At 35.5% G+C, this 25,342-nt stretch carries 19 protein-coding genes; 4 read left to right on the top strand and 15 right to left on the bottom strand.

What is annotated here, in order from left to right; all coding sequences use genetic code 11:
* Positions 1–6 precede the first annotated feature (6 nt).
* Together DLK05_RS07765 and DLK05_RS07760 are read right to left on the bottom strand one after the other, a co-directional pair.
* Positions 7–2,487: a bifunctional UDP-N-acetylmuramoyl-tripeptide:D-alanyl-D-alanine ligase/alanine racemase gene (locus DLK05_RS07765; RefSeq protein WP_127343445.1), complete on the bottom strand. Its 2,481-nt coding sequence runs from the start codon at positions 2,485–2,487 to the stop codon at positions 7–9.
* A gap of 70 nt (positions 2,488–2,557) precedes the next feature.
* Positions 2,558–3,130: a thymidine kinase gene (locus DLK05_RS07760; protein WP_127343444.1), complete on the bottom strand. Its 573-nt coding sequence runs from the start codon at positions 3,128–3,130 to the stop codon at positions 2,558–2,560.
* A gap of 345 nt (positions 3,131–3,475) precedes the next feature.
* Between DLK05_RS07760 and DLK05_RS07755 the strand changes: the two genes are divergently transcribed.
* Complete coding sequence (locus DLK05_RS07755) at positions 3,476–4,078, top strand: DUF8457 domain-containing protein (protein WP_127343443.1); 603 nt, start codon at positions 3,476–3,478, stop codon at positions 4,076–4,078.
* Position 4,079: 1 nt separating this feature from the next.
* Positions 4,080–4,793 (top strand): 16S rRNA (cytidine(1402)-2'-O)-methyltransferase, encoded by a 714-nt coding sequence (gene rsmI, locus DLK05_RS07750; protein ID WP_127343442.1) that lies wholly within the window; start codon positions 4,080–4,082, stop codon positions 4,791–4,793.
* 58 nt (positions 4,794–4,851) lie between these two features.
* Here the strand turns inward: rsmI and DLK05_RS07745 are convergent, their stop codons facing one another.
* The 11 genes from DLK05_RS07745 to DLK05_RS07695 all read right to left on the bottom strand — a co-directional run bounded on the left by DLK05_RS07745 (position 4,852) and on the right by DLK05_RS07695 (position 20,091).
* Complete coding sequence (locus DLK05_RS07745; protein WP_209319779.1) at positions 4,852–5,910, bottom strand: PorP/SprF family type IX secretion system membrane protein; 1,059 nt, start codon at positions 5,908–5,910, stop codon at positions 4,852–4,854.
* Between the two features lie 207 nt (positions 5,911–6,117).
* The gene (locus DLK05_RS07740) at positions 6,118–8,649 is read right to left on the bottom strand and encodes a T9SS type B sorting domain-containing protein (protein ID WP_127343440.1); all 2,532 of its coding nucleotides are present in this window, start codon (positions 8,647–8,649) and stop codon (positions 6,118–6,120) included.
* A gap of 18 nt (positions 8,650–8,667) precedes the next feature.
* Positions 8,668–9,372 carry a hypothetical protein gene (locus DLK05_RS07735; protein WP_127343439.1) on the bottom strand — a complete coding sequence of 235 codons (705 nt, stop codon included), beginning with the start codon at positions 9,370–9,372 and terminating at the stop codon, positions 8,668–8,670.
* A 12-nt stretch (positions 9,373–9,384) separates the two neighbouring features.
* Positions 9,385–10,113, bottom strand: coding sequence for a hypothetical protein (locus DLK05_RS07730; protein ID WP_127343438.1), 729 nt, complete (start codon positions 10,111–10,113; stop codon positions 9,385–9,387).
* 10 nt (positions 10,114–10,123) lie between these two features.
* The gene (locus DLK05_RS07725) at positions 10,124–10,876 is read right to left on the bottom strand and encodes a hypothetical protein (RefSeq protein ID WP_127343437.1); all 753 of its coding nucleotides are present in this window, start codon (positions 10,874–10,876) and stop codon (positions 10,124–10,126) included.
* 85 nt (positions 10,877–10,961) lie between these two features.
* Complete coding sequence (locus DLK05_RS07720; protein ID WP_127343436.1) at positions 10,962–11,822, bottom strand: hypothetical protein; 861 nt, start codon at positions 11,820–11,822, stop codon at positions 10,962–10,964.
* Between the two features lie 28 nt (positions 11,823–11,850).
* The gene (locus DLK05_RS07715; protein ID WP_127343435.1) at positions 11,851–12,669 is read right to left on the bottom strand and encodes a hypothetical protein; all 819 of its coding nucleotides are present in this window, start codon (positions 12,667–12,669) and stop codon (positions 11,851–11,853) included.
* A gap of 20 nt (positions 12,670–12,689) precedes the next feature.
* Complete coding sequence (locus DLK05_RS07710; RefSeq protein WP_127343434.1) at positions 12,690–13,364, bottom strand: hypothetical protein; 675 nt, start codon at positions 13,362–13,364, stop codon at positions 12,690–12,692.
* Between the two features lie 21 nt (positions 13,365–13,385).
* Complete coding sequence (locus DLK05_RS07705) at positions 13,386–15,137, bottom strand: HYR domain-containing protein (protein ID WP_127343433.1); 1,752 nt, start codon at positions 15,135–15,137, stop codon at positions 13,386–13,388.
* 312 nt (positions 15,138–15,449) lie between these two features.
* The gene (locus DLK05_RS07700) at positions 15,450–18,959 is read right to left on the bottom strand and encodes a choice-of-anchor L domain-containing protein (protein ID WP_127343432.1); all 3,510 of its coding nucleotides are present in this window, start codon (positions 18,957–18,959) and stop codon (positions 15,450–15,452) included.
* A gap of 643 nt (positions 18,960–19,602) precedes the next feature.
* Positions 19,603–20,091: a hypothetical protein gene (locus DLK05_RS07695; RefSeq protein WP_127343431.1), complete on the bottom strand. Its 489-nt coding sequence runs from the start codon at positions 20,089–20,091 to the stop codon at positions 19,603–19,605.
* Positions 20,092–20,392: 301 nt separating this feature from the next.
* On the opposite strand from DLK05_RS07695, the gene DLK05_RS07690 reads away from it, so the two are divergent.
* Positions 20,393–21,091 carry a YjjG family noncanonical pyrimidine nucleotidase gene (locus tag DLK05_RS07690; RefSeq protein WP_127343430.1) on the top strand — a complete coding sequence of 233 codons (699 nt, stop codon included), beginning with the start codon at positions 20,393–20,395 and terminating at the stop codon, positions 21,089–21,091.
* A gap of 335 nt (positions 21,092–21,426) precedes the next feature.
* Here the strand turns inward: DLK05_RS07690 and DLK05_RS07685 are convergent, their stop codons facing one another.
* Entirely contained in the window at positions 21,427–22,716 is a 1,290-nt protein-coding gene (locus tag DLK05_RS07685; RefSeq protein WP_209319778.1) for a hypothetical protein, read from the bottom strand.
* A gap of 20 nt (positions 22,717–22,736) precedes the next feature.
* Positions 22,737–24,344, bottom strand: coding sequence for a replicative DNA helicase (gene dnaB, locus DLK05_RS07680; RefSeq protein ID WP_235831972.1), 1,608 nt, complete (start codon positions 24,342–24,344; stop codon positions 22,737–22,739).
* 116 nt (positions 24,345–24,460) lie between these two features.
* Here dnaB and ispE point away from each other — a divergent pair, with 116 nt between their 5' ends.
* Positions 24,461–25,276 (top strand): 4-(cytidine 5'-diphospho)-2-C-methyl-D-erythritol kinase, encoded by an 816-nt coding sequence (ispE, locus tag DLK05_RS07675; RefSeq protein WP_127343429.1) that lies wholly within the window; start codon positions 24,461–24,463, stop codon positions 25,274–25,276.
* Positions 25,277–25,342: the final 66 nt, after the last annotated feature.

The following is a 25,342-nucleotide window of genomic DNA, read 5'->3' as shown; positions in this document are numbered from 1 at the left end:
CCTATTTTATTCCTGATAATAAATGCGTTTGACACGACGAGAAATGGTAGTAAGAACTTCGTACGAAATGGTATCCAATTGTTTAGAAATTATAGTTACAGGATAATCATCACCAAAAATAATGACTTCATCTCCCTCATTTGCTGACACATCAGACAAATCAACCATACTCATATCCATACAAATATTTCCGATTATTGGACAAAGTTTGCCATTTATCATCACCTTTCCCACTCCATTGCTTAGCCTTCGGTTAAAACCATCGGCATATCCAATTGGAATAATTCCAATTGCTGTTTCTTTTTCCAAAGTCCCTTTGCGGGAATATCCAATAGTTTCAGAAGAAGAAATAGTCTTAATTTGAGAAATTGAAGTTTTGAGAGAACTTACATTCATCAAGTTCTCCTGATGCCTGAATGTACCAATTCCATACAATCCAATACCAAGTCTAACCATTTCGAATTGAGCATCAGGAAATCGTTCAATACCTGCTGAGTTTAAAATATGTCGATCAATTGGGTAATTAAAATTACTTCTAATTATATCACACCAACTTATAAAAGACTTTATTTGTTTCTCGGTATAGATATCGTGTTGTTCCTCATCAGCACCGGCCAAATGTGAAAATATACTTCGAATATAAAAGTTATCATTTTTTCGCAATTGCAGGATTAAATCATTCAAGTCATGCTGCATAAATCCCAATCGGTGCATCCCTGTATCCAATTTAATATGGATCGGATAATTTTTCACTCCACTTCGTTTCAATGATTTTTCAAATTCCTGAAGAATCGAAATATTATAAATTTCAGGCTCCAGCTGATACTCAATTATTGTTTCAAAACTGTGAATTTCCGGATTCATTACTATTATTGGAATAGTAATTCCCGCATTTCTCAATTCTACACCTTCATCTGCAATCGCTACAGCCAAATAATCCACCCGATGATATTGAAGTAGATTTGCTATTTCAGTAGAACCGCTTCCATAGGAGAAAGCCTTCACCATTACTACTATTTTTGTGCTCGGCTTTAAGAGTGATCTAAAATAGTTGAGATTATAGACCATCGCATTTAAGTTCACCTCTAATACTGTACGATGTGCTTTATATTGCAATGCATTGGATATCCTTTCGAAATGAAAGCTACGAGAACCTTTTATCAGGATAATTTCATTCTTGAACTCATTGCGATTTAAATCTGATAAAAAAATATCTGTTGTTCGATAAAAAGACTTTTCTAAAGAAAATAATTCTGATTGAGAGGCAATTCCTTCCCCAATGCCGATAATCCTATCAACCTTCTTTTGTTTTAATATTTTAGAAACCTCTCTATATAACTTTTTAGGACTATAACCTGTTTGATAAATATCGGAAAGAATAAGTGTTTTTTTCTTATCCGTTTTTTGTTGATTCATTAAATTTAAGGCAATCTCCAACGACCCTAAATCAGAGTTATAATAATCATTAATGATTGTACTCTCTCCAATGCCTTCCTTTATCTCCATTCGCATCGCGACCGGTTCTAAATTCGAAAACCTACGTTTTATTTCACTATCATCAACCTCTAATAGTAATAAAAACAACCAGCATAAAATAGCATTATCAATAGATGCCTTATCTGTAAAAGGAATCTCAATCTCTTTGATACACTCATAATAAATACCTTTCAGTTTAGTTCTCTTATTTTCTGAAATTTCCGTTAAAATTCTCAAATTGGCATTTTCTTTTCTTGACCAGCAAACCAATCGTTTTTCAGTTCCAAACTTTTTATACAATTCCTGATGAACCAATTCTTCATCTACACAATAGGCAATCCAATTGCAAGAATCAAATAGTTTTATTTTCTCCTCTAATTTCTGCTTGTCACTCGCAAAGTTTTCACGATGAGCATCTCCCAAGTGAGTAAATAATCCGATCGAAGGTTGAATTATTTTTGCCAGATGCTGCATCTCGTTAGGTTTAGAAATACCTGCCTCGATAATTGCCATATTCGATTCCTCCGCCATATTCCATATAGAAAGCGGAACGCCTATTTGTGAATTATAACTTTTAGGACTCCGAACAACCGAATAGTTCTCGCAAAGCAATTGATACAACCATTCTTTAACAATAGTTTTTCCATTACTCCCGGTTATTCCCAATACTGGATAAGAAAATCTATTTCTGTGATATTGCGCTAAAGATTGAAGTGCGGTAAGCGTATTATCAACTAATATAAAAGCAGCATCACCAAATTCTTCATCAGGTAATATGGAGTCCTTATTACTCACAACATAAGCTCTTACTCCTTTCTCATAAAGCTCGATAATATGAGAATGCCCGTCGTGTCGCTCGCCTTGTAGAGCAAAAAACAAGGCTTCGTTAGGTATTATTAGAGATCTGCTATCTATTGACAGAGAATGAATTTTCAGATTTGGATTGCCAATAAGGCTTCCCGTCAAAATTTGACTAATGAATTTTATCGTATAGTTATTGGCAGATCTCATTGATTTTTCATTTGCTTTTTATTCTTCTATCAAATTCTCCATTTTGTAATTTCATTCAATTAATATCCAATTACAATTTTTTCTGATAACAAGTTCTGCACAATGGTTCATATGCTTCTTTCTCTCCTAATACCACCAATTTCTCAGCTTCCGATAACCTGTGAGAATAATTTGCAAGACTCCCGCATCGCATACATACAGCATGTACCTTAGTTACGTATTCTGCCGTCGCCATCAGACTTGGAATAGGACCGAAGGGCTTTCCTCTAAAATCCATATCCAGACCAGCTACAACAACTCGAATCCCCTGATTTGCAAGCTCATTACATACCTCAGCCAAACCATCATCAAAAAATTGTGCTTCATCAATTCCAATAACATCAACATTACTTGCTAGAAGAAGAATATTTGCAGAAGTTTCAACAGGTGTAGAACGAATAGAATTGGCATTATGCGAAACTACTTCGTCCTCAGAATATCGAACATCAATATGAGGTTTAAATATTTCAACCTTTTGGCGGGCGATTTTGGCACGATTTAATCGGCGAATCAGCTCCTCTGTCTTACCAGAAAACATGGAACCAACTATTACCTCAATCCAACCTTGGCGACCAGCTCTGCTAATATCATTCTCGAGAAACATATATAAATAAGATTAAATATTTTTCACAAAAAACAATTAAAAAGTAATGAAAAGTGTAAGATTACGCTTCTCAGAATTGATTTATTGTTGAAAAATTTACGTTTAGTTATTTTATTGATATACAAAAATAAAAAAACAGTTTAAACTTACATTATCTATTGTATAAACTTATAAACAATCCATAAAAGAGAAAATTGTATCAATTGAATAGTAAGTATCAATAAGCAATAACAAAAAAATCTCCTTACTTTGCACTTACAAAGATTCTTGATTTTAATTTTATAGAAATAAAAGCAGTTGCTAGTCAAAAGCTTTAATTGATAGGCCTTTTTTAAAAATCTGGTTATGGATAATACACTAATGATTCAATTGCTCCGGAATAAAGCGGAAGAAATTAAAAGCTTATTGGAACATTTTCAAAACCACCCAAATGAACTACAGAATGAAATAGGGTTATTAGAGGATAGAATTAAAAGCTTGAGTAAAGATTTTAATTTACTCCAAACAAATATCAAAAACGATTCTGAGGAATTCGAATTAAACAATGAGAAGGAGCAAAACCTTCAAGGAAACAAGGAAATAAAAGATAATCCCGTATTTAAAACCAAGAAGAATCATATTAACGAAGACATATCAAAGGAATCTAAATTCCTTGATAATTCTACAATAAATGATCAACTAAAATCAGATTCTACGAATATTATTAGTGATAAATTATCATCCCAAAAACTAACAGATATTCGAACTGCAATAGGAATTAATGATAAATTTTTATTTATCAAGGAATTATTTGATAGTAAAAAGGAGGATTATAATTCCAGTATTGAATTTCTTAATCAATCTACAGATTTAGGAAAAATTCAAGAATGGATGGTAAACGAAAAGAATTGGGATATAGAAAACCCTACAGTTAAGCAATTTACTGAAATTATTAAAAGAAAATTCTAAAATGTCTAAATTATATCTTGTTCCAACACCTATTGGTAATCTGGAAGACATAACGCTGCGAGCATTAAAAATTTTAAAAAGTGTAGATCTAATTTTGGCTGAAGATACCAGAACATCAGGCTTTCTTTTAAAGCATTATGAGATTAATAAGCCTTTAATTTCACATCACAAATTCAACGAACACAAAAGCACAGAAGCTGTAATAAACAGATTGAAGGCCGGAGAATCGATTGCTTTAATTTCGGATGCTGGAACTCCTGGAATTTCTGATCCGGGATTTTTTCTGGTAAAAAATTGTGTTGAACAGGACATTGAAGTGGAATGTTTGCCTGGTGCTACCGCCTTTGTACCGGCATTAGTAAATTCAGGTTTGCCTTCGGATCGATTTTGCTTTGAAGGATTTCTTCCGCAAAAAAAAGGACGTCAAAGTAAATTAAATGAACTGGTCGAGGAGACACGTACTATGATTTTTTACGAATCACCTCATCGTTTAGTAAAGACCTTAGAACAATTTGCTCAAGTATTTGGAGAAGCTAGGAGAGCATCTGTTTCACGAGAATTAACCAAACTACACGAAGAAAATAAGCAAGGAACACTTCTTGAACTTATTCAGCATTTCAATGCCAAAACAGTTAAAGGTGAGATTGTTATTATATTAGAAGGTAAAATTATTGAAAAAAAGAAAAAGGAATATGTGAAAAAAGACAGGCTGTAACTGAAATCTGTTAACCATGAACAGTTAGTAGCAAACAAGCTGATACTGAGAATTAAATTTAATCCTCGTGCGAGAATTTTGGACAGGAAATAGCTTTATCTCCCAATTTCTTAACTTTTTGCCGACGTTTTAGTTTTCGAATTTCCCTCGGATTGGAATAATTATAATTATAAGTGAGTGAAATTTCCAAACCGCCTCTATTCGAGGAAGCAGTTTGTAAATCGGATACATTTATATCATATGAAATTAATATTTTCATCCGCTTTTTCTCATACCCGAAGACTGGAATAATATCTTTCGTAAATCGATACCATAATCCGTAATGAAGAATTGTTCCCTTCTCCCCATATAGCATCATGAAATTTGCACCGGTTATCCACTCATTCGCATTATTTTCGGTGATATGCATTATTTCCGGTTTAATGTACAATCTAGAATTTAACCTACTTTCCATACCACCATGCCATACAAACCTTCTCTTTAGGTTGTTCGTTACCTGATAAAAAGATTCATTCGGTTGATTAAGGTGACTAACTGCAGTACCCATAAAAAATTTAGATTTCCCCCGAAAATAAGTTGCCATCACTCCAGCAGAGAAGTCGGTATAAAAGAGAGACTGTGTTCCTAATGGCTCGCCTGTTTGATAGTTTGGGTCAAAGAGTTTTCCATCCCATTGATCGTCGAAGACAAGCTTATTATAATCAACAGATTTATTCACTAGTTCCATGCCTATACCAGCATGCAAAAACAATGTGTTACCGGCATTTAAACTTTTGTTAAGGGAAGCAGCTAACATTACCTGTGTAGTTTTTAAACTTCCTTCCCCTGCCTTATCATTAAAAATCATACCCCCAATGCCAAGCCATGAAGAACTTAACAATTGAGTGGAAAGTTTTCCATCAATAAAAACAGATTGTGAGACAAATGGAGTGGTTACACTATTCCATTGATTTCTATAATTCATACCAGCTCTTAGGTTGTAATCAGAATTTCCAGTCAAAGCTGGATTTAACAATAATGGTATAGAGTAGAATTGAGAAGAGTGCACACGTTGAGCTGAGACATCCATATTTCTCAGAACAACTAGCAGGAATAAAATAAAAAAACTCTTTCTCATAAACTTTATCAACGAGGCTTTAGCGACAGGATACTTGACCATTAGTCATAAACCCCCAAACAAAAATATAAAAATGGGTAATATTATCGTATTACCCACACATAAAATCTAATATAGAATTTAAATTTATTGCCCAAATTCGTCGGTTTAAATATAATTAATCAGAATTAATTTAAATACCAAAATATCTTCTATTCATCAAATATCTTAGTAGAGTAATGTAACATTTCCTCGTTTCTGCACCGAACTACCATCCAGGAAGGTAACTTTAAGGAAGTATACGTAAACATCCATATCTTGTTTTACTCCTCGATAAGTTCCATCCCATCCAACATCCTGACGGTTCGATTGGAATATTTTATGACCAAGACGGTTATAAACAATCAGATTCATTGTGGCAATATTGTTTCCTCGAACAAATAATACATCATTTTTACCATCTCCATTTGGTGAGAATCCGGATGCTAGGCCAACAAATTGATCGCTTCCCGGAATTTGAATATTAACGGTATCACGTCCCATACAGCTTTGCTGATTGGTAACCTCTACCCAGTAATCACCCGCTTTATCAACATCAATTTTTTGTGTAATTTCATCTGTTGACCATCTATAGAAGGAACCATCATTTTCTGCATCTAGTTCTACACTAGATCCTGCTGGTAAAATAACATCCTCACCCAAGTCAACAATAGGAGATGGATTAACCACCAATTCAATACAATCACCTTCCGTATTTCCAAATGGATCGGTTACATTTACACAATATTTACCTGTTTGATTCACAAAAATACCTTTATCCGTAGATTCTGATGGAATCCATTTGTAAATAGGGTCTGCACTAAAACTACGGTCAATTGTAGGTTCCAAATAAACTCTGTCTCCTTCACATATTTGAATATCACCACCTAAATCAACTGAGAATTTATGTCCATCCTTACGAATAACACTAGTATTATCAGAATTACTACACCCAAATTCAGTAGTTACTTTTACAGAATATACATTCTCATCGGTTACTGTAATAGTTTGACTAGATTCACCTGTATTCCATTCATATACTTCATTATTTCCAGCATCTCCGGCATCAAGTGTTGCTGTTTCGCCATCGTACAATACGATATCATCTCCTAAATCAACAATAGGTAAAGCATGAACGGTTACAAGTACTTCATCTGTTTTCTCATTTCCATCACTATCTCTTACAGTAACGGAATAAGTTCCGGATTCATTAACAGTAAGAGTAGGAGTATTGGCACCGTTAGACCATAAATAAGTATAGTCTTGTGCAATACTTGGGTTTGGATTCAAAACAATTTGATCACCTTCACAAATATCTTTATCTGCTCCCAGATCAATAGCGAACACATCGCTTACACTACTAACAATAATTTCATCGCTTGCAGAACAAGAATTTGCATTTGTAACAACAACACTATAAGTATTACTTGTACTTACTTGAATGCTTTGTTTGTTGTCTCCTGTAGACCATGTAAAAGTAGAACCAGGATTTCCAGCATCCAAAGTAATAACTTCTCCATCGGCTAATTGGTAATCGGCACCTAAATCAACCATTGGAATATCTAACACCCTAATATGTACAGAAGCTTTCGAAGTTTTACCAGTATTGTTATCCGTAGCAGTAACAGTGTAGTCACCTGCCTCTTTAACGGTCAGACTCGTTCCTGTTGAACCATCAGACCATAAATAGGAATAACTACCATCAAAGTCGATAACTGGAGTTAATACAGTACTTTCCCCTTTACAAATACTTATATCGTTACCTAAACTAACAACAAATGATTCAACAAGGGTAATATTAGCATAGACGGTATCACCCGCACAATCAAAAGCACTTCTCTCGATTAATTTAATTTGGTAATCACCAGGAGTATTTCCCCACTGTACATCGAAACTTAAATTACTATGAAAATTATCGCTTAAACGAGTCGTGTTTTCATTAAAAATAGTAGCATCTGCAGGAGCAAAAAGCTCGTAATTTTCAGCCTTCTCTATAGTTGCCGTATAAGATTGAGTGGTTCCAGCCTGAACAATAGGTTGGTAATCACCAAACTGTGTATTTGGTAATGCAAGGACATCAACTTCGAGCGTTTGTTTATCTAAATTTTCCTCAACCGGAATTCCGGATATTGTTTTTGCATCAACCAATAAAATTTCTGCCCGATGTGTTTTTCCCGTGGCATTAGGTATCGCTAAATCAAATTGAAATTCATCGGTATATATTTCATCGGCACCTGCTGGCATTATAGCCGGAGCTCTATCCACAGAATATTTAAATGTCCATGGTTTTGGTCCATTATACAAAACACTTACACCGATGATTCCATTTTTATCGCCACCATTATTTTGCGCACATACATAAGGTACTTTTAAATCCTCAAACACAGCTGTAGGTGCCGCTTGATCTACATGAATCACCATAGTTAAAGCATCACCAAAACAATGTGTTATAGAATCCTCCGGATAAACCTTCACTTTGTAATCACCAGCATCAACAAAAGTATAATTCCCAGATAAATTTGTTTTAGAAGCTAAGAATACGGCAGATGTTCCTTTGGTTATATTGGTTACAGACCAATGGTATTCAATCTTAGGAATTTTATCTACTTTAAAATTAAGCGTTGTTCCCTTTACCACATACTGCTCCGCCGCAACAGCCCATCCTCCTAAAAGGATGGCTATTGCAGTAAGCAGTGTTTTATGTAGTAAGGTTTTCAACATTTATTTAAGCCTTAATTTTTAGTTTAAAGTAAGGTTTGAGATAACTGGTTTAGTGTGAACAGTAATTGTTCTGGAGTCATCCGCATTGACTGTAACGGCAACACCATCTGCTGTTTTAGCAGAAGTAATCACAACCGTATAATTCAAATCAGCGCCAGTCTCATTTACAAAATTATTGTCGATGCTAAGATCGTCGCCATTATTTAGAGTAACTGTATTTGGACCTTGAACAACAGCATTGGATGCATCCCTAATCTCGTATGTCACATCAAATGGTGCAACACCACCAGTTAACTCTACTTTGAATAAACTTTGGTCAACTAAGCCACCTGATATTCCACCATTCAAGTCGGAACAGGTAATTACATCACTAGCTGTAGCTACAAAATTCACAAAGGCTTCAGCTGCAATTGTAACATCAACATAAACTACCTCCGAAATACAACCATTATTATCAACTACCTGAGATTTCAATCGATAAGTCTCCCCAACAGTTAAATCCCAAAGAATATTAACCGTTGCACCTGTTTCAGCAGACAAATCTCTTACTGAAACATTCGAAGCATCAACCAATTGCCACACATAATGGTCAACTGTAGTTCCTGCCTCGGGATTTGCAGTATACGATTTAGAAACCCCGGAAGTAACCGTCTGGGTCTGTTGGGCCATAGTAACTCCTACGAAGCTCACGGTTAACATTAATAATAAAATTAGTTTTTTCATATCAATATTATATTAGAAGGTAATTATTGGTTTAGCAGGAATTGGATTAACTGTAATCACGATATCCTCTGCTCCTGAAGTTGGGTTGAAAATAACACCATTTTTATCCTTAACCTGCACTAAAGTCACTGTTACTGTAGTAAATCCAGGATTTACAGCATCAGCAATAGTGATTCCTGGGATGTTAAATTTATTATCTGTTCCAATAGTTGCTGTTTGAGTTGCTCCACTATCTACTTTATATTGTACTTCCATACCATAATAAGTTGCAGCAGGAGCAGAACCAGCTAAGGTAACATCAAGAGTAATCTCCATACCTGAAGCAATATTGGCATCGTCAGCACAATATTCAATTTGTGTACCTGCATTATAAGCTACTGTATAATCGTTTGAGGATACATCTACTTGTATTGCATATTCGTTGGTACAGAGTGTTGTTGTATTAGTGGTAACCACTTTAATGTAAAAAGTTCCATTGGTATTCCATGTTATCTTTTTCTCATAATCCTGTACATCAACCAATGCAAATTCTCCACCAGTACCATCAATTACAGTACCAGTGCTATTAATTACAGACCAAGTCCACGATTGCCCCGCCGTATTTGGCACAGTATAAGTAAAAGATCCCCCTGCAACAACACCGGTTTGTGTAGCATCTGGAGTTGGCACTTGTGCATATGTGTTACTCAACATTCCTATGGTAAAACATAAAACGAGTAATAATTTCTGCAGCTTTTTCATATTTAAGTTTTTAATTTGTTACAGTTATTATAGGTTTTGCTGGTAAAGCAAATATTGTTCTTGTATGAATTTTTTGACCTGTTACCACATTCAAAATACCCCCAAATTTATTGGTTGCACTCATTATGGTAATATGATTTATAGTATCATTATTTTCATCTTCGATAACACCCATTATATTGAGCAATTTATCTGCAAAAGTTACAGTTGCAGTTCTGTCCGCTGTATCACCATCTAATCGATAGTTTACCGTAAGCGGATATTGTGATTCTGGCAATTGAGTACCTGAATCAAACATTGCTACCATTTCCGTAGCAAACTGAGGATCTAGGTCAGCACAATCGTCTGATGTTAGATCTTTAAACACAATAGTGGCTTCATTACCAAATACCTCAACAGGTATAGCTCTACGAGAAGAACAAAAATTAGTTCCTGTATTGTACTCCTCCACAATTGCGTAATATTTCCCTTCATTAAGAAAGGTAATGTCAACTTCAGCTTTTTTAAATTCTCCATTAACAAATAAAAAGTCATCATCTCCTCCCAATCCATCATTATCCGCTAATAAAGCGTCTTTTTGATCTGTCCAATTGTTCACCTTATAAACTTTCCATTCATAAGTATTCCCAACATGATCAGTTATAGTAAGCTTATGCGTGCTTCCAGGCAATATAACATACGGACTCTGTGCCTTAGCGGAAGCTAAAGCCATCATTGTAAAAACAATGACAATCAGAATTCTATGTAGTATACCTTTTAACAAATCTTTCTATTTTCATTTTTGAATTACCTTCCCGGATCGAAATCCGGGAAGGATTCTATATGTAAGTCAACAAACTTTACAATATTTAGTCAATAACAATCACACTAGTATTTGGTGAAGCAGTAATTACAAATTGATCAGGAGTATTATTCGCTAGATTACCTGCACCTTCATTTGTATTACCCGCACCTGTTGTTATGTATGCATTCGATGTAACAAAACCTAATGTTATATCATTTGCAGGAGTTGGACCTGGTGTATTTGCAACTTCTACTTTAAATGTTACACTAGATGTTGCAGTAGGAACCGTAATTGTTGTTGCCCCAATAGTTACTCCAGCAGTTGCTGTAGTTACTGTTGCGCCAGCAAGTGTTGAGAAATCAAATCCCCATGCACCGGAAGTCCATGCCTGACCATCTGTTGACATAGAAACAGTGAAGTAACGAGTTGAATTTCCAAAATTACTAGTGGCATTATCAATAATTGCACCACTACTGTCGTTACAATCTGTTAAAGCAGCACCTAATATTTGAGTACCAGCATTATCAGATGCAATTACGGCAAGATCAATAGCTCCAGCTGAAACAGCAATTTCCATTCTTCTTAATGTAGTACAAGCTCCAGCTCCATTTGCCTCGGAAACTTCAACGAAAAAAGTTCCTTCAGTTAACCACTGAATATCCACATTATTTACATCTACGCCAGTACTCGAACCAGTGAAGGAATAATCAGTACCGCTTGCGGCAGCAGTAGTACCATCACTTTTATAAACAGCCCAAGTGTATGTATTTCCAACATGATCTGCCAAATGAGTTGTTCCATCTGTATCCACATTCACTTTAAAATGATGAACAGATCCTACAGCATGAGTTGCATCCTGAGCATAAGTTCCAAAAGCAATTAATGAAATTGCTAAAACGAGTGTTATTTTAATTAATCTTTTCATGATTTATTAATATTTTCAGAGTTTCAATTTAGTCAGTGGTTATACCTGTTGTTGCAGGTACAGCTTTCACATTATAAGTAGCTAAATTATTCCCAGCATTACTATCTGGAGTACCTAGTTCATCTTTAGCATTAGAAATAGTTAAACTAATTGCAAAATCAGGATCCTGTCCATTAGTCCCAACAGTATTTTTATTGGTATTATAAACAACTGTAATAGTTTGAGAAGCTGTATTTGCAGGAACATTTATAGTTCCAGAAAGAGCAGCGACACCATTTACTAATACACCAGCTACATTATCAGATGTAGCAATATCACTTACCGCATAATCAAACGACCAAGTTTTGGCAGCATCACCGCCAGACATACTAACAGTATAGGTTCTTGTGGTTGTTCCAAAAACATCATCAGAATTATTTCCGTCTGCAGAAACATCAGTCACTGGATTAGATACTGTAGCACAAGCATCAGCTGCTGTATCTAGACTAGCAAGAACATCAAATGTATTATTGGTAACAGTAACAGAAATAGTTCTTGTTGTTGGACAACCAGATAGTGCAGGAGCTAAATCAGTTCTTGTTTCAGCTACTTGCAACGTATAAGTTCCAGTTGCCAACCATTGAACCTGTACGGATGTTCCATCTGTTGCACCCACAAAGTTAAAATCTGTACCTGAAGTACCACCAGAAATTGTCCATGCTAAAGTTGTAGCTGCAATGCTACTCTTTGTAATCGTATAAGTATGAGTTGATCCTGCATAAGGACTAGTTCCAGAATTTTGAGCCTGAACATTTGTAAATAGTAATGCTCCGGCAAAAATCATCAAAACTTTTAAAAGAGATTTCATATTATCTTATTTTATGCTAATTAAAAAGTTATATTTCCAGTATTTGGAAGACCATAAATTGTAACATTCGAAGTTTCTTCATCACCCGAAACGGTTAGATTTCCAAAACTATCCTTAACATCAGAGATTTGGACTTTGAAAGTTTGATCACTACCATCCGACACATTATTTAATGAAATAACAAGATTGTGTGTTCCTCCTGAAGCAGCAACATCATTTCCTGTCAATTCAGTTCCCAATCCAACAGTTGTATAATCAAATGTCCAATCATTATCACCATTTGTTTTGGTTAACACAAAAGTAACATCTGTAGTAGCAGCTGGTGTAGCACAATTTAGAGCTATTGCAGCATCTGCAATAACAACATCAAAGTCAGCATTAACAGTTACTGTTGCCGTTTTTCTAGTAGAACAATTTAATCCACCATGAGCTTCAGTTTCAGTAAAACTTAAATTGTAAGTTCCTGGCTTCTGCCAGTTAATAGTTACTGAAGCTTGATCAAGAGCTCCGGCAGTAATTGCCCAATCCGATCCTTGTGATCCGGAAACAGTCCAGGCAAATGTGTTACTTCCATTTTCAGGAGTAACTGTGTAAGCATGCGTTTCCCCTACACTTCGGATATCCTGTGCCATAACACCATAACCTAGAAGCAAGAAAAAGCATACGCTTAAAAGTTTTGTAAAATTTGTTTTCATGTCGACTATATTTAAAAATAATTAATAATTTATTTCTGATGGATTCGGTTTATGATTCACCGAAATCGTATATGTTTTTTCATTTGATATATTACCACTTTGATCCAAAACTCTAAAGTATAAAGTTGATATTCCTTCCGGAAATTCGAATCCTGAAGGATCAGCAGCTGAACTTGCACCCAAAGCAGCACTTCCATAACTATTCGCATACGAAGTATCAGGTAACTGGATTTTGTACTGAACCGTAAAAGTGGAAGAGCAATTGTCTGAATATCTCCCTGATGGTAAATCTAACCCCGCAAATGATTTAACCTGAGGAATACTGGTTTCATCTTGAGCACAATCATCTATACTCAAATCGGATAAATCTGCTAAAACTGGATCTGTTGTATCATCTACGATTACATTTTGAGTTTGTGTGCTGGTATTGCCTACCACATCCGTATATGTCCAGGTCACTACTGTAGTTCCCTGTGTATTGATTGGCAAACTGGCATCATTCGTTACAGTTACTGCAGAACAGTTATCGCTTGCTGTTGGTGCAACCAATGAACTTACGGAACACTGTGCTACAACATCAGATAAACTGGCTACATCTGCTACCGGTGCGGTATTATCTGTAATGACTACATTTTGTGTTTGTGTGCTGGAATTGCCTACTGCATCTTTATATGTCCAGGTTACTACTGTGGTTCCTTGTGTATTGATTGGTAGACTTGCATCATTCGTAACCGTTACTGCAGAACAGTTATCGCTTGCGGTTGGTGCAACCAATGAACTTACGGAACACTGTGCTACAACATCTGATAAACTGGCTACATCGGCTACCGGATCCTCATTATCACTTACAATTACATCAAAACTGCATGTATTGGTATTACCTGAATTATCGGTTACTGTCCAAGCCACGGTAGTGGTACCCTTAGGAAACTGTGCCCCATTTAAAGAATTTCCTCCATTAAAATCATTCGTAACACTTGCTACGGTACAATTATCAGAATAAGAAACTAAATCAAATTCAGTACCTGAAGCAGTATAATAACAAACACCAGCATCATTAGATCTGGTTTGATTTCCAACACAAGCAACAAGTGGATCAACATTATCGATGAGCGCAGTTTTAGCTAATAGAGAAGGTGCAGGATTGGCGACACAATTTGTTCCTCCATCATTAAACGCAACACTCTCTATATTATAAGTTGCATCGGAGGTAATAATATCAACTGTCAGATTTGCATCTCCACTCGCATTCGTAGTTATATTTTGTAATTTCGAAACCCCATTATCATTAAATCCAATTGTGTATGCAGTATTAGGACTTAATCCGGTTACGATGACAGAAGGGGAGGTATTCTTACAGACCAAAGAGGAAACTGTAAAGCCAAAACTTGATATATCCGGCAAAGCATTTACTGTAACAGTAAGATTGAGATCACCAGAAACACAAGAATTAGGAGTTTCTTCTCTGGCGGTTAAAACATAAGACCCCGCAGAGCTCCATTGTACTTGGATTACACTCTCATAAACCAAACCAGATATAACTGTAGTTTCATTAAAAGAAGTTCCTTGAGAAACCCCATCATTTATAATAACACCACCCGTTACAGTCCAGTAAATATTGGAATTAGCAAACCCTTCTACCCTATAGGATCTTAATTCACCAGCACAAACTGATTCTGATGCCGATAGCACAGTTTGAGCATAAAGATCAACTTTAAGCCAAAATATCAGAAAAACTAGAATGAAAAATTTTATGTAGAAATGTTTCGTCAATAGTTAAATTTTAATGTTAAAACCCTATAGTATGTGTTAAAATAATTTAAATTTCTAAAGATATAAGTTTCTATACGACATTATTCAAAAAGTGTTTTGGTTTTTTATAATAAATACTAATTCTTTTAATCCCTCAAATTAAATCAACATCTAATACACCTACACTACACACGACCAAATACATATTAATCACTTATTATTGTTTGTTTGTCAATATTTAAAAAAGACACATCTATCTTTTCAAAAATGATAATTATCTGCAATATTACAAATATACACAGTCAGTAAAATAATTCGTCATCAAATACTTTATTAATCATGATAAATACCAACTGGATTTGGCTTAGCATCAATTGTGAAACTACTTGAACTAGTGCATGATTTAGAATCACTTACAGTCACAGAATATCCACCAACACCAAGATTTATTGCATTTGGCGAATTAAGCGTACCATCATGACTCCAACTAAAATCATAGAACGGACTTCCTCCATATGGAGTACCTCCTGTCACATCAACATCAATTTCACCATTACTCCCATCTGAGCACAAATTACTAGATGTATTTAATGATACCACTGGCTCAGGATTTATCAAAACACCAGAAATATTTTCTGTATTATTACATCCATTCGCCTTCGTAATCGTTAATGAAAAATCCTTTGCACTTAATACAGTTTCATTATATGTAGCTGTTGTATTTGATGCGGCAGAATTTGCTACATCAGCAGAAGGTGTCCAAAGATAAGTATCACCAACATTACTATTAGCAATAGTGGATTGCAAACTAATCACTTCACCGCTACAATACTCCGGTTTATCTGTACTTATAGTAAAATGAGAATTTTCTTGAACTGTCAGAATCATATCATCAGTATCAACACAAGATGCCGAGGAAGACGAAGATTCTTTAACTGTTAAGGTAAAAGTATAGGTTCCAAAAGGAATATTTGCATCAACTGTTGGATTAGATACATTAACATCACTTAAATAAGTCAAGCCTGAAGCTGGAGAACAAGACCATTCATAATAAATACCACCACTACCTTCCAATTGCGGTGTATCTCCTTCACACATCGTTTTATCAGGACCTGCATTAGCTGCAATAGGAGTAACCTCAGGAATAACAACATCAAAAGTAGCACTTTTACAAGCATACCTATCTTGAACCAGTACTGTATAGGTTGAACCTACAGCAGGATTATTTAATGTAAAAACATTGTTATCCTGCAAAGCTCCACCGTCAAAACTATATTGGTAATCCGCTGGATCCAAACCCGATTTTAAATTTACAGTAATGGTTGCTACAGGTGTTGCCCCTAAACAAGAAACTAAACTTGTAGGGGAAGCCTCTATTTCAGGAATATCAACTATTGTAATTGTTTTTTCGTAATAATCCGGAGCAGAACAAGGGCAACTTTTCAAGAAAGATAATTTTAAGGTCTCATCTCCCTCTATAGAAGCATCACTTAAAGCCTTATAATAATAAGTTACGTCAGAAGTTCCTGCAGGCATGGTTACCGTGGACGGAATTTTTCCATCTCCAATTTGATTTCCAAATTCATCTACATATAAATAATCTACTCCATTTGTTGCAGTTCCACCAACATTTAAATCAAATGTCAAATTAACATCAATATCTTGAGTACGATTGAATTTAATATAACTACCTGTACAGCCTTCGTACATCACATCTACATCATTCTGAACACCAATTCCATTTTGGATTACCACCTCATTCGATTTGAAACTCTTTGCTTCCAGAAATACCGCTGAGTTGAAACTAGCGTCTGCTACATCAGAAATAATTAATCGAATATGATAGGTTTGACAAGCCTGCACATTGGCTGTAGCAGTAAGAGTAGTGGTTCTTCCATCAAATTCAGTAGCATATCCACCTGTTTCATCTACATAGTAAGTTGGATTTCCACAACCTTGATCATTTACATTATTAATAGTTACTGCATTCGTTGAGCCCGGAACCAAAGCAATATTTTTACCAGATAAGCCTGTATCGGCAGTAATACCGGGACCGCTAATAATAAAAGCAAAAACATCATTATAAGCTCCACAAGCATATTCATAATACTCTTCAGATGCAAAAATGTAATTAAAATTTAAGACATCACCGGCAGGTACGAAATCGAATTCCAAAATTTGAGCATCGTTTGCTGAATTACCAGTTAAATAATTCACATCCGAATCACCTGTAACCTGACCTATATTATCACTTGTTCCCGCACTTGAATTCGGACCTTCTGCCTTACTTACCTTTCCCGTTGACATTATAATTCCCGAAGAAAGGGGGAAATCTGAGGTACTCGCATTAAAATAACCAAGTCCTAAACTTTCATCTCCAGAATAAGTAACATTTGATGCAGTTAAACAACCGGTAACCAATACATTTTGCACTAATTCATCAGCTGTGTAACCATTTTCCGGAGCTTGTCGATCTACCTGAATCGGATCAGTCGAAGGGACATCATCATCAACGATAGTAACCGTTTGCTGTTGCGTACCATTTTCCATCCCATTTACAAGTGATGAGATACTAAAAATCACAGTTTCGTCGCCTTCGTTTAAAGCATCGTCGGTAGCAGTAAGCGTAACCGAACCACTTAAACTACCAGCAGGAACAACAATTTGTGTACTACTAAGTGTGTAATCTGAAGAACCTGCCGAACCCGTAACGCTTAAATTGACGGTTACATCCTGGGTATAGGTAACATCCATCGTAGCAGCAATAGAAGTAGAACCACCATTTTCATTGATGTTGCTAGTGAGTGCTGACAAGCTAACACTTGGCTGATGAGGTATTATATTAACAGAATAATCCTCAACTTCACCATCGAAGTCAACATCACATTCGTTTGGATATGCATTATACTTAGCGGCAACTCTCATTCGTGTAGTACCAAGCGTTGCACTTGCAGGAACTGTAATTGTATAAGGACAAGCATTTGTTGCACCATTTGACGTGTTTTTTACATTCCCTAAATCAAAAGCTTCACCCGTATCACTAAAATCACCATCCTGATTCCAATCAATCCAAGCACGGGCATATATTCGATAATTGCCATCAGTATTTACATTAACTGTTAAATCGTATGGATAGCCTATAGATATATCAGTAGTTTGCGAAGTATTATCGGAATAGGCTGCTGATTTACCACTGGAATTACTAATAGTATTAAAATCGACCTGTGTTACACTTGTATTATATACAACATTACCATAAGAATCACAATAAGGTGAAACAACACCATTATCTCCTGTAACTTCTATATTATCAATTCGATAATACTCTACATTACCCTGACCATTTTTAAAAGTAGCTCTAAGTTCCAGGCTAGTCCCATTTGCAACGGTTGTTGATGCATTTATAAAGGTATTATTCCTGGGAAAATCGTCATATTTTTGATAAAACTGAGTCCAAGTACCCCCATCCAGTCGATATTCAAATCGAACAAAATCCTCATCAGCATTACCTGCGGGTTCTAAAGTTCCTGACTCTTGTACATCAATAGATATAGCAAGTGATGTATATCCGGTAATATCAATCACATCCGTTGTCCAGGTTGCTTGATTTCTATTGTTATCTCGAATTTCAAGCATTTCATTCTGAACCTTGAACCAATAAGCACCCACATACCCGGAAGTAGTCCATCCTCCTACTTCCGCCACATTCCCATTATTACCTGTAAAATCCTCGCTCCATATGGTTGTTTGAGCCTTAGAAACTACCGAACAGAACAGAATTGATAAAAACAAAACAAACCGAAGCACAAAACCTGAAGAAGGAGTATAAGTAGAAGTGGTCATAAGCAAATATTTTACGAGCTTACTAGATTAAAATTAATCGCTAAATTTAAAAATATTTAATTCAATATTACCTATCTACGAAGAAAAGTAAGTTTTGTTTAATTTTTAATTGAAATTACAGATACAACCCAGTCTAATTTTAATCTCCTGAAATCCAAAATTTAAGGAAATGAGATCCTTCGCAAATTCTTAAATACGGAAACTGCATTTAAAACCATAATTAGAATCGAATTTTAGAACACCTTTAGTGCATTGGCAATTTTCTTTAAATTCAATAGGTACAACTACCCGATACAATACACCAACGACAATTTCAGGGAAGCTCTTGGCAAATTTGTGAAATCTTTAGTGATTTTAGGGAAGCTTTGGATTTTTCATGAAACACTTTGAGAAAAACATTAAAGCTTTGATAATTTTAGAGGTGCTTTTGGTAAATTGATCAAACGTTTGATAAAAAAACCAATTGCTTTGATCTTTTTATCAAAGCTTTGGTAAATTCAGCAAAGCTTTCCTCTTTTTTCCAAAAGCTTTAATCCAAGTATTAAAAGCTTTCAATATATCCGAAAAGCTTCCCCTTTTTAAAACAGAATGACGAAAAAAATAAATCTGTCGCCATTCAATAATTGTCAAACCCTAATTTTTATTATTCTTCTTCTGATTTTTTGTTATTGTTTTTATTCCCTGTCCCGGGGAAGTAATGTTTTAGATTTTCGTAGATTGGTTTAGCACCAGGAACACCATCTTTGGAAGCCTGCTTTATAAAATTATAGAAACTCAACATCGACGAATAGGCCTCGCTACCACTTAAGGTAGCAGTATCGTTTAACAAACTGAGTAACTGTTCCAGATCCCGGCTAACAGAATGTAAATATTTCCATGCATTCATATCTACCTTCACCTCTTCTAGATTTAAATAAGGAGGCACCACAGATAGATTTTGTTCTGCAGCATACACGGCTTCTTCAACAAAATTCATTAAATGCTCACCAATCTTAGGTAAGTCGCGCTTTTGATTTGGGGAAAGAGCAACTAACAAAGGGCTTAATTCTGTTTTTAAACCTATTAGATTATTTTTAATGCTTTCGCGTTTAGTCTCATCAATTTTAAGACTTATTCTGTTTTCAATAGTCATATTATAAGATTTTATTAGGTTTGACAGCCATTAAATTAATCAATTATTGTATTGTTAATTAAATATCCGAATGTTTTTTATCCTATTTTACATTAACAGACTCTAAAAACATGTCAAGGACCAAATAATGTATTTAAAATAAGCAATATATTTTAGGAGGTCACTTACTCCCTATTATTTGTGAATATTTTATTTTAGATTAGAGACAAGCACCACACAATTCGAAATACAATTAAAATCAAAAAAAAAAATCATTCTTAAAATCCTCGCTTATATTTGCAATACGAACAAAACAATAGCCATGGACTTAAAATACAAGCATATCTTTTTCGATTTAGATCGTACCCTTTGGGATTTCAATAAAAATTCGGAAGCAAGCCTAAATCTGCTTTATCGCGATTATCAATTACAATCTATATTTGGAAGCTTTCTGTTTTTTAAATCTCGGTTTGAATACCACAATGGCAAGCTCTGGAATGCCTACTACCAGGATAGAATTAAAAAAGAAGTTTTAATGTACCGTAGATTTTACCTTACCCTAAAAGAAGCAGGCAGGGATAATTTGGAGATGGCAAAAGATCTTTCTGCTGATTTTATTGAGATTAGTCCTTTGCAAACCAGAACTTTTCCGAATACACAGGAAACATTACAATACCTCAAGGAGAAAGGCTATCAACTACATATTATCACCAATGGATTTAACGAGGTGCAATCGAAAAAACTAGCCAATTGCAAACTAGATTCTTACTTCACGCATCTAATCACCTCGGAAAATGCAGGTGCCAATAAACCCAGCAAATTAATATTTGAATATGCCATGCAACAAACAGGTGCAGAACCGAATAACAGTATTATGGTGGGGGACGATTTAAAAACCGATATTGCAGGAGCAAGATCATTTCATATCGATCAGATATACTTCAATAACCTTAATATAAAGCACAATAGTGATATTACTTACGAGATAAAGGATCTTATTGAACTTAAAGCGATTCTGTAATATGTTGCGTAGCAGCTTTACCTTACGGATTGTAATCTACAGTTAATGTTTTTTAACATTTCCGAACAAAAAAACCGATTATACGTTAGATTAATAAGAAAACATGAATTACATTTGCGCCAGTAATAAAAACAAGACTTGGCATGCAAAACAAGTTCTTGTTTATCAACCATCGGTTTGTATCGTAACTTTCGTAAATAATTCTAAAGGGTTAGTTAAGTTACTAGGTTAATAGATTACAAATGGTTAATAATATATTGAGTAAAACAATACATCCGATGTTGATATATAAAGGCTGCGTTTAGGGGACGCAGCCTTTTCTTTTTGTCTGTTTTTTAGGTTTTTCTCTTCTTTTTCTTCGCTGCAGGAAACAGCACATTATTCAGAATTAACCGATAACCTGGCGAATTTTTCTTCAAATCGAGATCGGTAGGCGGATCTCCAACCAAATGCTGATAGTCTTCCGGATCGTGTCCCCCATAAAAAGTCCAGGTTCCCTTTCCATATTCCCCATGGATGTATTTGGCCTCTCCGGCAGAACGATTTTCACCTAATATCAAAACCCCTGGCTTGATCAGATCTTTTTTAAATGCGGTGGTTTGCCCCATAAATCCTTTAATGAGGTTCACATGATTCTGGCATAGCATACAGGGAACAGGATCCCATTTTGCTGAAAAATCGAATAGGCTAAAATAATCCTCATCGCGCTTGACAGTACGAGTTTGTGTTACATCAATATCAGAGAATTCGTAAACCAAAGGATTTTTCTCGATCGTAAAATTGGTGAATGCAAAAGTGGCCTTAAAATTCAATTTCTCCTGAGCATCCTGATCCATTGGATCCCCATCAAATGGATCAGAACAGATATCCGTATCTTTGGCAGACAGGGCGATATCGAAAGTATCTGTTGCCGAGCACATGGCAAACAAAAAACCACCGTTTCCTACAAAATTCCGAATCTTTAAAACAATAGCCTTTTTGAAATCAGAAACTTTAGAAAACCCATACTGATGTGCTCTATCGAGGTTAAGCTGTACTTCATCTTTATACCATTTCATGTTTCGGTACGTAGCATAAAACTTCCCAAACTGACCGGTAAAATCTTCATGATGAAGATGCAGCCAATCATAGCCTGTCAATTTTCCTTCCATAATTTCATCATCATAGATTTCATCGTAGGGAATTTCGGCATAAGTCAAGGCCATGGTAACCGCATCATCCCAGGGCTTTTTGCCCTTTGGAGTATAGACTGCAATTTTCGGTGGTTTTTCCAATTTTACAGCATCCATATTAATATCGGGTCTCGAAATTTCAGACATGATATTTTGTACACTTGCATCACTAATAACGGAAAAACTTACTCCACGGATTTGACATTCATCCTTTAAATTTTGTTGAAAAGGAAGTAAAAAAGAACCACCTCTGTAATTTAAAAGCCAATAGATTTGATACTCCTTATTGAGGGTCCAATAAGCGATTCCGTATGCTTTTAAATGATTCTTTTGAGCATCATCCATTGGGATTAAAATGCTTGCCGAAAAACAGCTTGGGGAATAGATCAGAAAGAGGAAACAGAACACCAATTTCCTCACAGTTAAAACTGCAAAAGATCTATTTTTCGTCATAAAATATAAACTAAATTGATTTAAAAAGGAGGAGCTTCCTCAAAATCACTACCACCAATAAGTCCTGCATTCAAATCATCCAATCCACCATGTTCCTGATTCATACGGGAACTAAATGTTTTTACATCCTCGGCATCTGCATCCACAAATGGATTTAACATCTCTCCCTCCATATCCATAAATTTTGCTAAATTATTTCTAAATCGCAATTGTATTTCACCAACAGCACCATTACGATGTTTCGCGATAATAATATCAGCAATACCTATTAGGGAGTTTCCTTCCGCATCTTCAGTAATTCCATATCGCTCGGGGCGATGAATAAATAGTACCATATCAGCATCCTGCTCGATGGCTCCGGATTCACGCAAATCGGACAACATTGGTTTTTTAGCATCTCCCGTACGCTGCTCTACCCCACGATTCAACTGAGATAGTGCAATCACCGGTACATTTAATTCTTTTGCAATAATCTTTAATTGCCGGGAGATCAAACTCACTTCCTGCTCTCTATTTCCACGCATGTCCGATCCTGCTGTCATCAATTGCAAATAGTCGATAACGATACAACCAATATCGAATTTTGCTTTTAACCGACGACATTTGGAACGCAACTCATAAATAGACAATCCTGGTGTGTCATCCACATAAATAGGAGCATCTACTAAATCTTTAATTTTAACATGCAGCTGTTCCCATTCAAAATCCTCCAATCGTCCATTTCTTAATTTCTCGGAACCCAGTTCTGTTTCACTTGAAATTAATCGTTTCACCAATTGGTCGGCACCCATTTCCAGAGAGAAGATAGCAATTGGCGACTTATGCTCCACTGCCATATTTCGAGCCATAGACAAAACAAAAGCTGTTTTTCCCATGGATGGACGAGCTGCAATAATTACCAAATCAGATTTTTGCCAACCAGATGTTATCCTATCCAGAGCCGTAAAACCGGAAGGCACACCGCTTAATCCATCGGGACGTTTCCCTGCCTCTACAATTTGATTAATTACCTCATCCGCCAATGGTCGAATGTGCGAAGATTCCTTCTTTATATTTCCCTCGGCAATCTCAAAAACATCCTGTTGTGCACGATCTAATAAATCGGCAACATCAACGCTTTCATCAAAAGCCTGTGATTGAATTTCAGAGGAAACACGAATTAATTCTCTTTGAATATACTTTTGAGCAATAATTCTGGCGTGGAACTCAATATGAGCAGCCGACGCAACACGGTTTGTAAGTTGGGTGATATAAAAAGGACCTCCCACTAACTCCAAATCGCTCTGTCGTTTTAATTCTTCGGTTACAGTTAAGATATCAATAGGCTCTTCTTTTGTGGAAAGGCTTAAGATGGCCTTGTATATTTTCTGATGAGCATCTTTATAAAAAGTTTCCGGATTTAAAATATCCCCAACCGAAATAATAGCATCCTTCTCTAACATCAATGCACCTAATACAGCCTCCTCCAGCTCTACCGCCTGAGGGGGAACCTTTCCAAAATCGAGGTCTATTTTATTTTTCGGATTGTTTTTATAGATATTTGCTCCTGCCATATGATATTTCAAGGTAAATAGCGGAATTCCCAAATGGTATTTTTCTATAAATAGTACCCATTCTGAGTCATCCAAAATTAAGAATGCAAGGACAAAGATAGAAAATTAAACTCCTATTCTTTAATTTTTTTTGCTCTTAGAAAACGGCTATTTTTACCAAATCAATAAATAAAACCTCTAAATATACCACTGTGCTTTGTTTTCCGAATGCAAAAATAAATATTGGATTAAATGTAATAGAAAAAAGATCTGATGGATTTCACAACATTGAAACAATATTCTACCCAATACCGCTCTGCGATGCTTTAGAAATAACCAATTCAAATATTTTACAGGACTATCAATTCTCTACAACAGGCATTCCTGTAACTATTGAGGATCATGATAATATTGTGATGAAAGCTTTTCAATTACTAAAAACTGAATTTGCAATTCCTCCTACTGCAATACACTTACACAAAAATATTCCTTTTGGTGCTGGTCTGGGAGGTGGATCAGCAGATGCGGCTTTCATGATAAAATTATTAAATGATCAGTATCATTTAAAACTCTCAGAATCAAGAATGGAACAATTGGCTGGGATGCTTGGAAGTGATTGCCCGTTTTTTATTCAAAACAAAGCTGTTTTTGCAGAAGGAAAAGGAGATATTTTTTCAAAGGTATCCATAGATTTAAGTAATTATTTTATCTACTTAATCAAACCAAACCTGCCTATTAGTACTCCTGAAGCTTATCGCTGTATTACCCCAAAATATCCGGATAAGTCGCTCCGAGAATTAATTCAACAACCTATAGAACTATGGAAAGATCTTATTTTTAATGATTTTGAAGACAGTATTTTTCCTAAGCATGAAGAATTACGAACCATCAAAGATATGCTTTATAAAAATGGAGCTATCTATGCTGCAATGTCGGGAAGTGGTTCTAGTATTTACGGTATATTTAAGCACAAACCCTTACCAATTAGCAATTTCAAGAATCATTTTACTTGGATATCTCACTTATAAAAATTAAGACAAAAAAAGAGCCTGTTTGCAAGTGCAAACAGGCTCTTTTAATCTATACTTTCATTA

The organism is Ancylomarina longa, assembly GCF_003996985.1.
GTDB classification, from domain to species: Bacteria; Bacteroidota; Bacteroidia; order Bacteroidales; family Marinifilaceae; genus Ancylomarina_A; species Ancylomarina_A longa.
This window is presented reverse-complemented; position numbering and strand designations above follow the sequence as displayed.

Bases quoted from the DNA above. Each gene is read 5' to 3' on its own strand.
- DLK05_RS07765 (WP_127343445.1), bottom strand. From the start codon at position 2,487: ATGAGATCTGCCAATAACTATACGATAAAATTCATTAGTCAAATTTTG.
- DLK05_RS07760 (WP_127343444.1), bottom strand. From the start codon at position 3,130: ATGTTTCTCGAGAATGATATTAGCAGAGCTGGTCGCCAAGGTTGGATT.
- DLK05_RS07755 (WP_127343443.1), top strand. From the start codon at position 3,476: ATGGATAATACACTAATGATTCAATTGCTCCGGAATAAAGCGGAAGAA.
- rsmI (WP_127343442.1), top strand. From the start codon at position 4,080: ATGTCTAAATTATATCTTGTTCCAACACCTATTGGTAATCTGGAAGAC.
- DLK05_RS07745 (WP_209319779.1), bottom strand. From the start codon at position 5,910: ATGAGAAAGAGTTTTTTTATTTTATTCCTGCTAGTTGTTCTGAGAAAT.
- DLK05_RS07740 (WP_127343440.1), bottom strand. From the start codon at position 8,649: ATGTTGAAAACCTTACTACATAAAACACTGCTTACTGCAATAGCCATC.
- DLK05_RS07735 (WP_127343439.1), bottom strand. From the start codon at position 9,372: ATGAAAAAACTAATTTTATTATTAATGTTAACCGTGAGCTTCGTAGGA.
- DLK05_RS07730 (WP_127343438.1), bottom strand. From the start codon at position 10,113: ATGAAAAAGCTGCAGAAATTATTACTCGTTTTATGTTTTACCATAGGA.
- DLK05_RS07720 (WP_127343436.1), bottom strand. From the start codon at position 11,822: ATGAAAAGATTAATTAAAATAACACTCGTTTTAGCAATTTCATTAATT.
- DLK05_RS07715 (WP_127343435.1), bottom strand. From the start codon at position 12,669: ATGAAATCTCTTTTAAAAGTTTTGATGATTTTTGCCGGAGCATTACTA.
- DLK05_RS07710 (WP_127343434.1), bottom strand. From the start codon at position 13,364: ATGAAAACAAATTTTACAAAACTTTTAAGCGTATGCTTTTTCTTGCTT.
- DLK05_RS07700 (WP_127343432.1), bottom strand. From the start codon at position 18,959: ATGACCACTTCTACTTATACTCCTTCTTCAGGTTTTGTGCTTCGGTTT.
- DLK05_RS07695 (WP_127343431.1), bottom strand. From the start codon at position 20,091: ATGACTATTGAAAACAGAATAAGTCTTAAAATTGATGAGACTAAACGC.
- DLK05_RS07690 (WP_127343430.1), top strand. From the start codon at position 20,393: ATGGACTTAAAATACAAGCATATCTTTTTCGATTTAGATCGTACCCTT.
- DLK05_RS07685 (WP_209319778.1), bottom strand. From the start codon at position 22,716: ATGACGAAAAATAGATCTTTTGCAGTTTTAACTGTGAGGAAATTGGTG.